The following is a 15,639-nucleotide window of genomic DNA, read 5'->3' as shown; positions in this document are numbered from 1 at the left end:
TCAGACGCGTTATTCTTTTACACTACATCGTAGATATTTCCTCATGCAATGTCACACTATTTGCTTCGAATCATTTTATTTACTCAACTAAGATACTGCCCACATCCTGCAAGCCATGATTACAAGTTTATCTATCTTTTATAGACTTGATGACTGACAACACTTCGCCAATCATTCGATTATAGGGAAAGAGGTGCTCGTTTATGCAGTATTCCATTCCGTTAACACCGTACAATGATTTTTGGATGAATTGCATTTTGAACTCCCACTACACGATTGCCAATCAATTGGAACCAAGCTACAAATATGCCTCGTATATGAATGACTATTCCTATAAAACATGGGGGGCAGCAATTGATTGTACGTTTATGACGCCTACCATCGAGGTGTTGGATTACAGTACGAACTGGGATAATTACATATTAAGCAAAGTCATTGTAAAAGAAGAGCCAATATTTTTTAAAGATATGGATCATTTTGTTGAAGAACTTAAAGAAATTATTTTGGAAAAGAAACAGCTCGTTAAAATCCATGTTGACTTATTTTATTGGCTGCCTAAAAATATCGCGTGGGAAAAGTTTCATATGAGTCATTATTCCATCATTAATGGATATAACCCTGAAACGAATATGTATGCTGTCTTAGACGATGATATTGAAGGCTATCGTACGCATGAAGTACCGGAGGAAAGGCTCATTCGCTCGTTTATGAATTCTACAGCGGTGACAACTCCAGCCAGTGGAGAGCCACATGCTTTTACTTATCAATTCAGTGATGAGATTGAGCCATATAAGCTGTCGATTCAAGATGTAAGGCGCAATGCAGAACGATTAGTGGAAGAGCTGTCTCTATTTTCGTTAGATGGATTGTGGAATATCCCAGAAACCGATCAGTTTGATGATTATATTAGTATTTCTCTTATTGGCATAAATATTATTGAAAATCGCCATCTCGGTAACAGATATTTGATTCAATCATTAGTAGAACTAGGTCAGATTGATGAAGCATTAGGCAAAGAAATGAGTCGGGACAACAAGCGTATTCAGCAAGGCTGGAAAGCTATCAAACAAATTTTCATCAACAAAACGCTTTCAGACGATAAGCAGTTGAATTTGAACCTGATCCATGCTAAAGCGAAAGAACTACTTGAAATGGAAAAAGGAATGTGGTCGCTTACTCTAGCAGCTGCAAAATAAATAGAAATCCTATCAAATATTATTGGGGTGATAATATGGAAACAACAGTAGAATCGAGAATTCGTGAAATATTTAAATCATACAGCGTCGTGATGTCTGAGGAAGAGTTGGATACTCCTCTGGATGAGCTGTGGGGCATTGATTCCATCACTCATGTGCAAATACTGACTGCAATCGCGCAAGAATATCATTTTAAAATTTCGGATGAAGATTTTTTATTTTCTGATCTAACGACATTCAATAATATCGTGGTATTTGTTAAGAAAAAATCAGCCTAATACATGTTGGATTCACCTACAACCGAGAGAATGGCTTTATTAAGCCTAATGAAGAGCACCTTTTCAACCATACAGGATATGGATTGAAAGGTGCTCATTTTATTTTGTGAGAATGAGTTATACAAGTAAAATGATACTTACTTCTTAAGCAAACATAGCCTCGAATTGCTCATAGCCTTCTTCCTTCAGACTTGAAGCGGGAATAAAGCGTAATGATGCAGAGTTTATGCAATAACGAAGACCTGCTGGTGTCGGGCCATCATCAAACACATGCCCAAGATGGGAATCTCCGAAACGACTGCGGACCTCTGTTCTGATCATACCATGAGTCAAATCGAGTTCTTCTGTAACGTTAAAAGGTTGAAGCGGCTTTGTAAAGCTTGGCCAGCCACATCCTGAATCGTATTTGTCCTTGGAACTAAATAATGGTTCACCAGAAACGATATCTACGTAAATTCCTTCTTCTTCATGATCCCAGAATTCATTTTGGTAGGGGGGTTCAGTGCCATTATTTTGCGTTACGTGATATTGCATGGGATTTAATGTTTCTCTCAATTGAAGTCGCTCTTCATCACGGACTCCCCAATGCTCTGCAATAAACGAATCGCGTCCTGAGCCTTTGCGATATCGCTTATAATGAGCTGGGTTCTTCTTATGGTAGTTTTGATGATACTCTTCAGCCTCATAAAAGGATGTAGCAGGTACAATCTCAGTTGCGATAGGTTTGCTGAATCTTCCGCTGGCCTCAAGCTGCTGCTTGGAATGCTCGGCTAACTCATGTTGTTGTTCAGTGTGATAAAAAATAGCTGTCCGATAAGAGCGTCCGCGATCATAAAATTGCCCGCCATCATCAGTCGGGTCGATTTGCTGCCAGAATAGCTCGAGCAGCTTTTGATATGGGAAAACATGCGGATCGTATGTAATTTGTACAGCTTCAGCATGCCCCGTCGTTTCCGAGCATACCTCTTGATAAGTAGGATTATCAGTATGACCGCCAATATATCCAGAGACGATCCCGTGTATGCCAGGTAGCTGTTCGAATGGTGTCACCATGCACCAGAAACAGCCGCCAGCGAACGTTGCTTTTTCATAATTAGGTGCGGCAGAATTGTTACTCACAGCAATCACCTCTCCAAGTTATTTTGTTATCATCATAACCAAATCATACCCGATATTGCAATTGCCCAACCAAACTCAATAAAGTTGAAAAGTCGGTAAAAATACTCTTGAACTTATGGTGTACCCATGATATTATTATTACACGTTAAAGCACGTATCGGTTGGTATTTTATACAACTTCATAACTCCATAAGGGGAGTAGCTGTTACAGTATAGTCGTCATTCCAGGTTGCGCGGGCGTGCACCTCGGCTATGCTGGCAACGAATTCGTTGTTTGCGAGACCTTTGCCGAAAAAAAAGGTAAAGGTCTCTTTTACGTGCGCCGTTACTTTTTTGGGTAACGGCGCTTTTATATGCAAACGATATAAGGTACAACGACCAAATGAGGGGGATTACAATGGAACTATTTTCAGTGGAATGGTTCGGGGCATTACTTAGTATTATTTTGCTGGACCTTGTCCTAGCAGGTGATAACGCACTCGTTATCGGTATGGCTGCTCGTAACTTGAGGAAAGAAGAGCAGAAGAAGGTTATTTTCTGGGGGACTTTTGGAGCGGTAGCAATTCGTGCGGTAGCAACGATCTTCGTTGTTCAATTGCTCAATATTCCAGGGTTAATGATCGTAGGTGGTTTGCTTCTTCTCTGGATCGCTCTTAAGTTAATGCTTGAGGACAAAGGACATGAAGAAGTCAAAGCGGCTACTACATTAATGGGCGCTATTCGTACAATTATTATCGCAGATGCTGCAATGGGTATCGACAATGTTATCGCGGTTGCAGGTGCTGCAAACCATGACAATATGCTAGTTATTATCGGCCTTTTGATTTCTGTTCCAATCGTTGTTTGGGGAAGTACGCTTGTTATTAAGTTAATTGATCGTTTCCCAGTTGTTATTACAATCGGTGCTGCAATTCTTGCCTTTACAGCATCCAAAATGTTCGTTGGCGAAGGCTTCTTGAAGCCATACTTCGTAAATCCTGCTGTTAAATGGGGATTCGAAGCACTTGTAGTTGTCATTGTAGTAGCTACTGGTCTTCTTATTAAACGCAGTCGTGCTGCTAAGAAAGCTGCTCAATCGGCTGAAACAGCTGCACATAAGCGTGCTAACTAAAATATACACAAGGCTGAGCGGGTAAATACCTGCCTCAGCCTTTTTTTATGCGATTCATTATGATATGCAGTGCGTAGAAATGAAGTTCGTGGACAATAAATAAACCCTCTACTCAAACGAGTAAAGGGTTTACAGTCATTTTTACTATTCTGTTTCATGAAGGGTACGACGGTTCAAGCCTGGAATAAGTGCAAACGCAAATGTACATAATGGAGATATCCAAAGGAATAATGCGAATGGTGCGTAAGTGAGTACATCCATACCGATTGCGCTAGTCATCATTGCACCGCTAACGCCCCATGGAACTAACGGATTTACTAGCGTACCGCAATCCTCTAATGTACGTGATAGCGTTAGACGAGGGATGCGTCGCTGTTCATATTGTTCTTGGAACATTTGTCCCGGTATAAGAATGGACATGTATTGTTCACCAGTCATAAAGTTAACACCAATGGAACTCAATCCCGTTGTTACCACCATCGTTTGTTTACGTTTAATGCGAGTCATTAACGGCTCAATCCAAGAGCGAATGACCCCACCGTGCTGAAGTAGTCCACCGAACACAAAGGCAATACCGATCAAAGAGATGGACCACATCATGGAATCGATTCCTCCGCGATTAATGACGGGAGCAAGCGTTTCAAGGTTAAAGTTAACTTTCAATCCACTTTGCATCGTCTGCATCCACATGGATACGTCCCAATTTCCTTGAATAAAGCCTGTTACAAGTAAAGCTGTTCCAATTCCGATAAGCATCGTTAACAATATAGGTATTCGCTTCAAAGATGCAATAAGAACGACAACTAATGGAAGTAAATTTAACGGATGAATATGGAATACTTGTTGCAGTTCATTTTTCATTGCAGTAATGGAACTCATATCATTCGCCGTGTTATGTCCGAGTATGGCAAAAGCGATAATTGTAATAATGAAAGCAGGTATTGTAGTTTTGGTCATATTGCGAATATGACTCGTAATGCTAACTCGTGAAACGGCTGCTGCAAAGTTCGTCGTATCTGATAATGGGGACATTTTGTCACCGAAGCAAGCACCTGAGACAACAGCACCTGCTACTAGAGCGGAATTTGCACCCATAGCTTCAGCAATTGCAATAATCGCGACTCCGAACGTAGCTACCGTTGTAATCGAACTGCCGATGCTCATGGACACAACTACAGTCAATAGCATAGCACTTAAAGCAAACCATTCTGGTAAAAATAAGCTTGTGCCATATACAAGCATCGCTGGGACAGTTCCGCTCATCATCCATGCCCCAATAAGAATCCCAATCAGGGATAACAACATGACAGGTTGAATAGAGTCTTTCAAGCCGCGTACAGCGGATTGTTCAATCAGCGTCCAGTTCTGGCCGCATAATTTCAAAGCAACCGCTGTACCGATCGCTGCAATCAACAAAGGCATATGTGGTTGAGCTTGCAAGCCGAGTATGGCATACAGCAGCCACCCAAGGACAAGGACAAAGATGGCAGCTCCTTGTTGCCAAGACAATGAAGACGGGTGAGGTTGTTCTGTGTGATTTTGATTCATGATGTATTCTCCTAATCTAGATGATGTTCTATATTCATGATAAGACATTGCTTTTTCACTTGCACGCTTACACGCTTTTATGTGTTAAAGTAATTGAATATATAATTTAATTTACTTCTCTTTCTATAATTCGTCAATAGAAAAAATAGGTAAAAATGCGAATCGTAATAAAAAACCTTCCAAATCCATATACGGACAAGGAAGGTTTTATGAATTACTTCTAAATGATATGTTTAATAAACATAATAATAATTACATATTTATTATTTCTAATTCATAGACGACATCTAATTAAATAGTTTAGTTGTCTTCAACTTCAACGATAATCTCGATCTCTACAGGAGTATGGAACGGAAGATCGCTAGTTCCGATAGCCGAACGTGCATGGCGTCCTGCTTCCCCGAAGATATCAATGAGTAGGTTGGATGCACCGTTGATTACATATGGTTGATCACCAAAGCCAGGAGCACTATTAACGAATGCAAGCATCTTCACAACTTGTTTCACACGATCAAGATTTCCTACTTGCTGCTTGATAACAGCCAATGCATTAATAATACATTGACGTGCGCATTCTTGACCTTGCTCGATCGTCAAGTCACTGCCTACTTTACCTTCATAGATAAGTACACCATCAACACGGCAGTCCATACCAGAAGTATAAACAAGATTGCCTGTTTGACGGCTTGGTATATAAGAGAATTTTGGCTCTCCTACCTCTGGCAAAGTAATTCCTAGCTCTTGTAAACGTTGTTCAATACGTGACATTACATTCATCTCCTTTAGTATAGTTGATTGAAGCAGGGGATCAAATAATCGATTGTTTTTCAAATCACGTGCCTGCTTGATTAGTGTCCACCACAGCAATGACGGACTTGGCGAGCAGCTCGCAGCATCTCGCCAGCATACACATTACGGAACTGGCCATGTTCCATCGTCCATTGTCCATTGACGAAGACGTGTGATATACCGTGAGGGTATTGTCTCGGATCTTCAAAGGTTGCTGTATCCTCAATCGTTTCAGGATTGAAAATAACCATGTCTGCTGCATAGCCAGGTACTAATAGGCCTCGTTTACCTAGACGGAAACGAGCAGCTGGATACGACGTCAACTTGCGTACAGCATCCTCAAGCGTAATAATTTTACGTTCTCGTACATACTTGGAGAAAATACGAGGGAACGTACCATACAAACGCGGATGCGGTTTGCCTGTCTCACAGTGGAGGCTATCGGAAGCAACTAGAGAGTAAGGGTAGCGAACAACCGCATCTACATCGTCCGTTGCCATATGATAATAGACAATCGTTACTTTTCCTTGTTCTTCTAATAGAAGATCCATCATCGCGTCAACAGGATGAATATTGCGTTTCTCAGCTATTTCGGCAATTGATAAACCTTCCAGAGATTTGTTGTTATCGCTGTGTACCGCAGAAACGACAACACTATGCCATCCTGTTGAGGCAACGAGATTGTCCCAGTCATCCTGCTCTTCCGCCAACTCTTCATGAAGACGTTGGCGAATGCTAGGCTGCTGCAGAGCTTCCAGAACGCCAGCAAGTCCTCCTTGAAGCAGCCACGGCGGCAGCACCGTAGTCAAGGTTGTCGACCCGGCATGATAAGGATATACATCACAAGTTACATCCATGCCGCGTGCTCGCGCTTGATCGATACGTTCCATCGCTTCTTGTACTTGTCCCCAACTGCGTTTGCCAGCAGCTTTGAGATGACTAATATGAAGCGATACACCGGATTGCTCTGCGATCCAAATAACTTCGTCGATGGACGGCAAGAGGTGACGTCCTTCACCACGTATATGGGTGGATAGTAATCCGCCATATTGAGCAACGACACGGCATAATTCAGCAATTTCATGACGGTTGGCATAGCTGCCAGGCGCATAAAGAAGTCCAATCGATAGTCCGATCGCGCCAGCTTCCATTCCTTCTTTGACGATGGCTTTCATCGCTTCAAGCTCTTCCGTAGAAGGCGGGCGATTGTCAAAGCCCATGACACCGATGCGCATTGCGCCGTGAGCAACGTAAGTAGCCATATGCTCTGCAGGCTTTAATTTATGAATAGCATCCATATATTCGCCTACGGTTTGCCAACTCCATTGATGCTTCGTCGTACCGATTACAGGTGTTATATACTCTTGCAGCATATCAGCTCGCTCCGGAACGAACGGCGCTGGAGCAAGACCGCAGTTGCCTACAACTTCGGTAGTAACACCTTGCTGCATTTTAATTCCGCTTTCAGGGTAGTCCATAATCATTAAGTCAGAATGGCAGTGCCCATCAATGAAGCCTGGTGTCAACAATTGTCCTTTGGCATCTACGATTTGAGCAGCGCTGACATCAACAGAACCAGGGCCTCCTACATGCGTAATAATTCCGTCTTTAACGCCCACTTCACCCCAGTACCATGGGTTTCCTGATCCATCAGCAATTCGAGCTTGTTTCACAATCAAATCGAGCATGGCGCCCTCGCTCCTTCATCCCAAGTTGTAAGTGTAATAAGATGTAGAACTTATTTCATGACTATTCAACAACAACTACCAGTTATGGCCTCTAGCTGCAATCTTCATTTGATAAGGACTCTCTGTACCATGTATCCAGACGTTGTTGTACAAATTTAAAGAACTGCAAATATGGTTTGGAATAATATGCAGTCGATCTCCAACCTGTAAGGAATGGCCAGGCTGAATGCGAATGACGCCATGCTCTTCTGAGAGTCGCTCTAACACGGCATCGGGATATTCTACAATATGTCCAAATCCTTTCATAAAGAGGGGAGCGCCGTTAGGTTGGACATCAGTAGCAAAAGCTTTGCTGCCGCCATCGATAACAATCTGATCTTGATAGGGACAACTGACAACCGTTACAACGATAACTGCGGCACAGTCACGCCAATGAACAAGATCAAAACTCACTTGCATACGATCATTGAAAATATATGTACCAGGTCTTATCTCAGATACGCCAGCGACTGTACCAGCAGTTAATCCCGTAGGGGAGGAGCCTACACTAATCTCCAAAATATCATGACCGGCTTGTCTCAATGTTTCAGCCGTTGCCAGCATCAATTGACTTTCTTCCACGCCCGCAGCATGCAGATCAGTTGTAGCTTGACCAGCAAGCATCGCACCTCTAAATGTAAAGATTCCTGTTAAGTCCAAATAAGAGCAGGCAGCGATACGATTTGCAGTACGAACAATTGCATCGCCGCTAACTCCTGTCCGACGAAGTCCGGTGTCAATTTCTAATCTAACTTCAAAACGAACTTGAAGCTCTTCGGCGATTTGATTAAGTATGTTTGCGCCAGCTTCACTATCTACACCAACAATAATGCGTGCGCGTTCTTGTAGAGCTGCTGCTCGACGTATTTTAGAAGGTGTAATGACAGGGTAAGCGATAAAAATATCTGTAATTCCTTGCTCAACCATAACTTCTGCTTCAGAAACTTTGGCTACCGTAATTCCTACTGCGCCCATATCCAGCTGTTTCTGAGCAAAATAAGGCATTTTATGCGTCTTAATATGAGGCCTAAGCTTAACACCCAGCTTGTTCGCCTGCTCAGCCATTCGCTTCAAATTAAGATCTACAATGTGATCATTAATGAGAACAAACGGTGTTTCGGCTTCCGTTAAAACAGGAAATGAATTGATTGCATCAGTACTATCACAGGTTTGAATTACACTTGATTGAGTCAAGTCACTGTGTTCCATCGCTATTCCTCCGTATTCCATTGTTTAACTTCATCTAGATAGCTATAGAGCGAATATTTGGATATCCCTAGGTACAGACAAATTTTCTCGCTGGATTTCTTAATAAGAAAGGCACCCTTCTGGTCCAAGTGAGCAATCATTTTCATCTTATCTTCCTTGCTCATGGCAGCTACCGGTTTGCCGATTATATCTTGTGTTTCTTGAATAAGCACGTCCAGCAAGTCGTTTACATTGGTAACGAACGATTCTTTGATATCGGTTTGTAAATTGGTCATCGTGATAGATTGCAGCGTCTTTTCCGCGATCATAAGACTTGTAATATCAAAATTGATGCAAAGTGATCCGATAATAGTTCCATCTTGATTGTTCATGTATAGAGAGGTTGAGCGAAGTAAACGCCCGTCTTTCGTTTGCGTCACATAATTTAGCTTATGACCATTCTCTGTAGAGCCGCGAAGCAGCTCTAAACCAAGATTAGTACCGGGATCTCCAACTTTTCTGCCTGTGACGTGGCCATTTTCGATTGCAACAATCGTTCTATCATAAGGCAGGGCCAGGTCATGAAGCACAACCTCACAATTTTCGCCGAACTGAGCGGCGATGCCTTTCACTAACGCTTGAAGAAACGGGAGCTCGTCTTGTATCGATTCCACTTTCGCTTGACCTCCCTCTGAGCGTACAATAATGATATACATATCAGAAATATTTGGTAATGAGCGTCTATAGCTTATCACACTTTTTTAGCTGATCAAACAAAAAGTTTTTCTCCCTAACAAAAAGGCATCATGGTACAATCATTCATCAAAAGGAAGGCGAGGGGATAGCAGCGTGCAATGGATCGTTCGTTCGCTTCATCGCAAAATGTCATTTGTTCTTATATTTGCAACTATGGTCCCCATAGTGCTACTAGGTTTCGTCTCTTATCACACAGCATCAAAAATAACAGAAGAAAAAGTTACGATGTCCAATCTGAACACTTTGCGACAAATCAACGCGTATATGGAAACCATTGTGCAGGATGTGGAGAATATGTCCGTCTTTCTTATTGGACAAGAACAAGTTCAATCTTATTTAAGCAAAACAAAAGCAAATGCAACCGAATATTTAGATATGACAGGTTTTTTGACGAATCTGGCATTTTCTAAACGCTATATTTCTGAAATTCGTATCATATCTCTACAAGGAATGCCTGAAGTTAGCAATAATACGATTCTTGAATCCTCTTTATTTCAAGTTGCCGATATGTCTGTATCATACTGGGAGGAGCACTCAAAATGGTGGTCACCGCCCTTAGAATCCACTACGAGTGCTGGGAAGAAGCGTTCCGTATTCCTGGTAAGACCGATTCGTGATCACAATACATTTAAAACACTAGGCATGCTGTCAATTGGTATAGATACTGCGGTGTTGAGCGAACAACTGCGTGTGGCTGTGCAGGAGCATGGTGTCATGTTTTTGCAAAATGAAAAAGGTCAAATTATTGCATCCAGTACAACTGATCTTGATCATGATTTGCTTGCCATGATAAGGGAGCAGCCTAAGTTGCAGAGCTATTCTGAACAAATGTGGGAGCTGGATAGCAGCTCAGGGCGTCATATCGTTATCGCAGCGGACGTCCCGCTTATTTCATCCTGGCAGGCATTTACGGTCATTCCGTACGATACTGTGAGTTCTCAAAATCGCTATGTATTATTGCTGACAGCCGTCGCGGTTGGATTAGCTTTCCTCATCACAGCATTTGCTGTCATGTTCTTTGTGAAGCAGGTGACCAAGCCCTTGATTAGGCTTACACGGTATTTAGCAACGATAAATCCGGACAGTGTGTATCGCAGATTGCCTATTGAGACACCAGATGAGATTGGACAACTCATTAAAACGTATAATCGATTAAGTGAAAATATTGGCCAGCTCACCGAGCAGGTGAAGATCAATGAAGCCATGAAGAAAGAGGCCGATTTGAAAGCGCTCCAAGCTCAAATTCAACCTCACTTTTTGTACAATACGCTTTCTTCGATACAGTGGATGGCATGGATGAATAAGCAAGATCAAATTGCAGAAATGGTAGGGTCGCTTAGTGATTTCCTGCGTTTCAGCTTAAACCGTGGTTTAGAAGTGTGCAGTGTGAAGCAGGAAATCGAGCATGTTCGAAATTATATGAATATTCAAGCTATTCGCTATCCTGAGCGATTTGACATGGAGGTAAGTGTACAGCCGACTTTATTGGATAAGCCGATATTAAAGCTGTTGCTGCAGCCGCTTGTCGAGAATGCGCTGATTCATGGGATACTAAAGGACTCTATGAAGCAGCGTGGACAAGTAACGATAGATATCCGTGAATGTGAGGAGGAAGGATGGATGGAATGTCAAGTTTGCGATAACGGTGTCGGTATTTCGGAGGAACGTCTCCAATCCTTGCAAATGCATATGCTAAGCATCGCTGATGGCAAACGCGGAAGTTTCATTCCTAGTGATCCCTTATTGGAATCGGATCGGGCAGCACATGGAAGTGGATATGGGTTGATGAATGTGCAGCAGCGTCTTTTGCTTCATTATGGAGCTACTTCGCAAGTAAGCATTAGCAGTCAAATGGAACACGGAACATGCATTATACTGCGTTTTAAAGGGGAATGGTAGTTTTTTTTCATCATGAGTCGCGGGGGGATTTGGAATGAAGGCATTAATCGTAGATGATGAGGTCATTATTCGAAATGGATTATCTCAAGTAATTCCTTGGCAAGAGCTTGGATTTGAGCTGCTTACTCCATGTCAATCAGCTGAAGAAGCTATGAAAATAATAGCGGAGGAGAAGCCAGAGCTCGTATTGACTGACATTCGAATGAATGGTGTCGATGGGTTAACGCTTGCAGGTTATATTCGTGAATGCAGCCCATTAACAGAAACGATTGTGTATACCGGCTATGATGACTTTAATTATGCGCAGCAAGCGATCCGTCATGGGGTATCTGATTACTTATTAAAGACAACGCGACCAGATGATATCGTACGTGCAGCGCTCAAGGCGAGAGAAAGAATAGAGTCTCGTCGAATGGAGCAGGCCGAACACGTGAAGAGAGAAGGATCATACCGTGATCAACTACTGCGTCGTTGGCTATCTGGTCAATTATCTGTTGAGGAGTCTAAGCATGCTGCTAAATTGCTAATCCATGAAACCAATTTATCTAGTAATTCTAGTATGGATCATGCTAAGGGATACTATGAAGTCGCAGTAGTGAAAGTAGAAGGCTGGGGTTGCAAAGAAGCATCACTACTTCTATTTGCAGTAAGCAATATGCTGCGTGATTCGATCCGATGTGCGGTGTTGCGAAATGATGACCAATTAATTGTTATTCGCTATGAAGCTTCCCAATCATGGGTGAATGAGTGGGAACGGTTGATCTTTATGATGGAGCAGCAGCTAAAGTGCAGACTGTTTGCAGGGATAGGGCGTGCGACATCTTTAGTAGAAGGAGTATATCATTCGGCAGCGGGTGCAGCTAAAGCCATTTCCTATCACGTTATAGCAGCGAAACAGAGAACGATGAGGATCGAAGAGGCAGAAACACGCACAGGACTTCCTTTGTTGAGGCATGCGGAAGATGAGAATGGTTTGATCCAACTATTGAAGTCTGGCAATGCTAGCGAATTGAGGTGCTGGATATCGAATTTTGTGGATCGGCTTACGAGTCACCCGCAAGCGACGCCTCAATCACTGCAAAGCTATGTGAGCTCTTTATTTATAGGGCTTCAGCGTTGGATGGAACGAATGGCTGAAGATGCCTCGGATAGCACGCATGAATCAACATGGCAGATGGCCATGATAGGTAATGCAGAGTGGATGAATAGAGAACAATGGGAACGAGAGCTTTATACTACTTTGCAGCATGTCATGCAAAGATATATTCATCTAGTAAGTAGTACTTCACAGTCTGTCATTTTAAAAGCAAAACAATATATCCGAGAACATGCTGATGGTACGTTGACATTGAAGCGTGTTGCTGACTTTGTACATGTCCATCCTCATCATTTGAGTGAACGCTTTAAGGCCGAAACAGGAATGAACTATATCGAATTTGTGACGATGGTACGAATAGAGCGTGCTTGTGAGCTGTTGCAAAATACGGAGCTAATGGTGAGTGAGATCGCTAGAATCGTCGGATATGAGGATGTTAAATATTTCGCTCAACTGTTCAAGCGTTATATGAAATGCACGCCTTCTGATTATCGTGTAAAAGCCTGAAAAAGTTCCCGTACTCATCAGAAAAATATCCCTCACGCTTAAAGTAAGCGCTTCCTTATAATTGACTCATTACCTGCTTCTGCACGACAGGAGAGGAAGAACTATCAAACAGGGGGGATTGTTAATGCGTAGAAATTGGATGATCGTACTCACATTGCTTATCGTAGTTACGATGTTTGCGGGATGCTCTGGAGATAAGGAAGCGACTGGTGTTAAAGGTGCTGAAGGGGATAGTGTCAAGTTGTCACTGTGGCACAATTTCACGGGGGACGATCTGCGTGCTCGAACGATGAGAGAGATAATTAGTGAGTTCGAAACGGCTAATCCGAATATTAAGTTGAATGTGCAGGCTATCCCGCCAGATGGTTATAGGGCTCGTCTAAAAACCGTGGCAGCTGCGAATGAAATGCCAGATGTATTTATTATGTGGCCAGGGGCGATGACAAAGGAATTCCAAGGAGGAAATCTCATTCAACCTGTAGATGACCTGCTGCAAGCGAATGCAGCTTGGAAAGATGATTTTTTGCCAGCTTCATTTGATAATTTCACGATCAGTAACAAAGTGTACAGTGCTCCAATGAGTTTAACTCCAACATCTATTCTTTATTACAACCAGTCTATTCTTGATAAGCACGGTGTGAAAGTACCGCAAACGTGGGATGAGCTGCTGCATGCTGTTCGTACGCTCAAGGCTGCTAATGTAACACCAATCGCGCTTGGCAATAAAGCGGCGTGGCTGGCTCAATCCAGTATTCTCAGCTCTTTGGCTGATCGTGTTACAGGTACGGAATGGTTCCTCAAAGCGGCTGCACAAGACGGTGCGAAGTTCACAGATCCGGAGTTTGTACGTGCACTTGAACTGTTGCAGCAGCTGCAGCAGGAAGGAGCATTCCAAGAAGGTTTTAATAGTATGGATAATACACAGATGGAAATGATGTTCGCTCATGGTCAAGCGGCTATGATGATCGATGGCGGATGGGCATTGACGAATTTAACGGCAAATGCTACACCAGATGCGATTGAGCAAATGGGCGTAACGGTACTGCCTGCTATCGCTGGTGGTAAGGGTGATCCAAATACGACTTCGGGTGTGGTTGGAGTTGGACTTGGCTTGAGTGCAAAAACAGAGGGCAAGGTCAAAGAAGCGGCACATAAGCTAATCTACGCAATGTCTGGGCCTGAGGCTCAAAAGCGTACTTTGGAAGCCAATCAGTTGGTCAGCTACAAGGTCGAGCTGGATAAGAGCAAAGTATCACCGATTTTCTCCAAAGTGTATGAACTCGTTAATGATATTCAATTTACACCTGTATACGATGGTTTTCTTACGAGCGCAGGTGCAGACGTAGTGAACAATGGTATTCAAGAGCTCCTTATGGGAGGAGATCCTAAAGAAATCGCTGCAAAGATTCAAGAAGCACAGGCTAAATCACTCGGCAAATAACGTACATGAAGTCTAAAGGATGATATGGCAATGCCTTGCTGTAAGGTAACATCTTTGTGAGGCATTGCCAATCATAGAAGAGGAGGTGCACGATGCGAATTGGAACAGCTAGAAAACTATTTGTCGGATTCGGCCTTCTTCCATCTGTGCTGCTATATGCCGTGTTTGTTATCGTGCCAGTATTCTGGTCAGCATATTATGGTTTCATGGATTGGAAAGGGATGGGTGAAGCACGCTTTATCGGTCTGGACAACTACGTGGAAGCTCTATCGCATGATATTTTTTGGCAATCACTTGGCAATAACTTAATTGTCGTAGCGGCTTCCGTATTTGGACAAGTACCACTTGCCTTATTATTAGCCCTGCTGCTTAGTCAAGGCACATGGTTTCAGCGATTCGTGAGGGCTTCCGTGTTCATGCCAATGGTGCTTTCTTCTGTAGTCATCGGTATTATTTGGTCCTATATTTATCAGCCGCAAATAGGATTGTTAAATGGCCTTCTTTCTTTTGTAGGGTTGGAAGACTGGAAACGTGCGTGGCTCTCTGACCCAAGCATTGCGATGTGGATGATTGCTATCCCAATCATTTGGAATTTCATTGGACCGTATTTAATTATGTTTCTTGCCGCCTTGAGCAGCATTCCAAATGAGATAAATGACGCAGCTGCCATTGATGGAGCGACAAGAACCCGCAGATTGTTCTCGATAACACTGCCCATGATATGGGATACGATAAAGGTAGCGGTCGTGTTGTGTATTTCCGGAAGTCTCAAGGCATTCGACCTCATCTATGTAATGACAAAAGGAGGCCCAGCACACGCCACCGAATTATTGGCTTCTTACATGTATAACAGCACATTCAATGTTTATCGCTATGGGTACGGAAGTGCGGTCTCGACGCTTATTGTGATTATTAGTTTAATCTTAATTGCAGGTTCGCAGTTACTTATGCGGCGCAACAATCAATAGCCTAGATGAGACGCAA

Annotated in this window: 13 protein-coding genes; 7 read left to right on the top strand and 6 right to left on the bottom strand. The window is 42.8% G+C overall.

Annotated features, from left to right (window positions below):
- Positions 1 to 203: 203 nt before the first annotated feature.
- Positions 204 to 1,196 (top strand): hypothetical protein, encoded by a 993-nt coding sequence (locus tag NQ117_RS06020; RefSeq protein ID WP_258277075.1) that lies wholly within the window; start codon positions 204 to 206, stop codon positions 1,194 to 1,196.
- 35 nt (positions 1,197 to 1,231) lie between these two features.
- Positions 1,232 to 1,474: an acyl carrier protein gene (locus NQ117_RS06015; RefSeq protein WP_258277074.1), complete on the top strand. Its 243-nt coding sequence runs from the start codon at positions 1,232 to 1,234 to the stop codon at positions 1,472 to 1,474.
- Between the two features lie 144 nt (positions 1,475 to 1,618).
- Here NQ117_RS06015 and msrA read toward each other — a convergent pair whose 3' ends face one another.
- Positions 1,619 to 2,593, bottom strand: coding sequence for a peptide-methionine (S)-S-oxide reductase MsrA (gene msrA, locus NQ117_RS06010; protein WP_258277073.1), 975 nt, complete (start codon positions 2,591 to 2,593; stop codon positions 1,619 to 1,621).
- Positions 2,594 to 2,990: 397 nt separating this feature from the next.
- Here msrA and NQ117_RS06005 point away from each other — a divergent pair, with 397 nt between their 5' ends.
- Entirely contained in the window at positions 2,991 to 3,704 is a 714-nt protein-coding gene (locus NQ117_RS06005) for a TerC family protein (protein WP_258277072.1), read from the top strand.
- Positions 3,705 to 3,848: 144 nt separating this feature from the next.
- Here NQ117_RS06005 and nhaC read toward each other — a convergent pair whose 3' ends face one another.
- The 5 genes from nhaC to NQ117_RS05980 all read right to left on the bottom strand — a co-directional run bounded on the left by nhaC (position 3,849) and on the right by NQ117_RS05980 (position 9,630).
- A complete protein-coding gene (gene nhaC / locus NQ117_RS06000) occupies positions 3,849 to 5,252 on the bottom strand; it encodes a Na+/H+ antiporter NhaC (protein ID WP_258277071.1) in 1,404 nt (467 codons plus the stop codon).
- 300 nt (positions 5,253 to 5,552) lie between these two features.
- A complete protein-coding gene (locus tag NQ117_RS05995; protein ID WP_258277070.1) occupies positions 5,553 to 6,020 on the bottom strand; it encodes a RidA family protein in 468 nt (155 codons plus the stop codon).
- A gap of 80 nt (positions 6,021 to 6,100) precedes the next feature.
- A complete protein-coding gene (locus tag NQ117_RS05990) occupies positions 6,101 to 7,729 on the bottom strand; it encodes an N-acyl-D-amino-acid deacylase family protein (protein ID WP_258277069.1) in 1,629 nt (542 codons plus the stop codon).
- A gap of 75 nt (positions 7,730 to 7,804) precedes the next feature.
- On the bottom strand, positions 7,805 to 8,977 hold the full coding sequence (locus NQ117_RS05985) for an alanine racemase (RefSeq protein WP_258277068.1): 1,173 nt from the start codon (positions 8,975 to 8,977) through the stop codon (positions 7,805 to 7,807).
- Between the two features lie 2 nt (positions 8,978 to 8,979).
- Positions 8,980 to 9,630, bottom strand: a complete 651-nt coding sequence (locus NQ117_RS05980; protein ID WP_258277067.1) for a helix-turn-helix transcriptional regulator — start codon at positions 9,628 to 9,630, stop codon at positions 8,980 to 8,982.
- A 175-nt stretch (positions 9,631 to 9,805) separates the two neighbouring features.
- On the opposite strand from NQ117_RS05980, the gene NQ117_RS05975 reads away from it, so the two are divergent.
- The 4 genes from NQ117_RS05975 (at position 9,806) to NQ117_RS05960 (ending at position 15,623) form a co-directional block, all read left to right on the top strand.
- On the top strand, positions 9,806 to 11,611 hold the full coding sequence (locus tag NQ117_RS05975) for a cache domain-containing sensor histidine kinase (RefSeq protein WP_258277066.1): 1,806 nt from the start codon (positions 9,806 to 9,808) through the stop codon (positions 11,609 to 11,611).
- A 34-nt stretch (positions 11,612 to 11,645) separates the two neighbouring features.
- Positions 11,646 to 13,214 (top strand): helix-turn-helix domain-containing protein, encoded by a 1,569-nt coding sequence (locus tag NQ117_RS05970; RefSeq protein ID WP_258277065.1) that lies wholly within the window; start codon positions 11,646 to 11,648, stop codon positions 13,212 to 13,214.
- Positions 13,215 to 13,338: 124 nt separating this feature from the next.
- The gene (locus tag NQ117_RS05965) at positions 13,339 to 14,655 is read left to right on the top strand and encodes an extracellular solute-binding protein (RefSeq protein WP_258277064.1); all 1,317 of its coding nucleotides are present in this window, start codon (positions 13,339 to 13,341) and stop codon (positions 14,653 to 14,655) included.
- Positions 14,656 to 14,747: 92 nt separating this feature from the next.
- Positions 14,748 to 15,623 (top strand): carbohydrate ABC transporter permease, encoded by an 876-nt coding sequence (locus tag NQ117_RS05960; protein WP_258277063.1) that lies wholly within the window; start codon positions 14,748 to 14,750, stop codon positions 15,621 to 15,623.
- Positions 15,624 to 15,639: the final 16 nt, after the last annotated feature.

This window comes from Paenibacillus sp. SC116 (genome assembly GCF_024733555.1).
Taxonomy (GTDB): domain Bacteria; phylum Bacillota; class Bacilli; order Paenibacillales; family Paenibacillaceae; genus Paenibacillus_B.
The sequence above is the reverse complement of the archived record's forward strand: the minus strand, read 5'-3'. Positions and strand labels throughout refer to the sequence as shown.

Bases quoted from the DNA above. Each gene is read 5' to 3' on its own strand.
- NQ117_RS06020 (WP_258277075.1), top strand. From the start codon at position 204: ATGCAGTATTCCATTCCGTTAACACCGTACAATGATTTTTGGATGAAT.
- NQ117_RS06015 (WP_258277074.1), top strand. From the start codon at position 1,232: ATGGAAACAACAGTAGAATCGAGAATTCGTGAAATATTTAAATCATAC.
- NQ117_RS06005 (WP_258277072.1), top strand. From the start codon at position 2,991: ATGGAACTATTTTCAGTGGAATGGTTCGGGGCATTACTTAGTATTATT.
- nhaC (WP_258277071.1), bottom strand. From the start codon at position 5,252: ATGAATCAAAATCACACAGAACAACCTCACCCGTCTTCATTGTCTTGG.
- NQ117_RS05995 (WP_258277070.1), bottom strand. From the start codon at position 6,020: ATGTCACGTATTGAACAACGTTTACAAGAGCTAGGAATTACTTTGCCA.
- NQ117_RS05990 (WP_258277069.1), bottom strand. From the start codon at position 7,729: ATGCTCGATTTGATTGTGAAACAAGCTCGAATTGCTGATGGATCAGGA.
- NQ117_RS05985 (WP_258277068.1), bottom strand. From the start codon at position 8,977: ATGGAACACAGTGACTTGACTCAATCAAGTGTAATTCAAACCTGTGAT.
- NQ117_RS05970 (WP_258277065.1), top strand. From the start codon at position 11,646: ATGAAGGCATTAATCGTAGATGATGAGGTCATTATTCGAAATGGATTA.
- NQ117_RS05965 (WP_258277064.1), top strand. From the start codon at position 13,339: ATGCGTAGAAATTGGATGATCGTACTCACATTGCTTATCGTAGTTACG.
- NQ117_RS05960 (WP_258277063.1), top strand. From the start codon at position 14,748: ATGCGAATTGGAACAGCTAGAAAACTATTTGTCGGATTCGGCCTTCTT.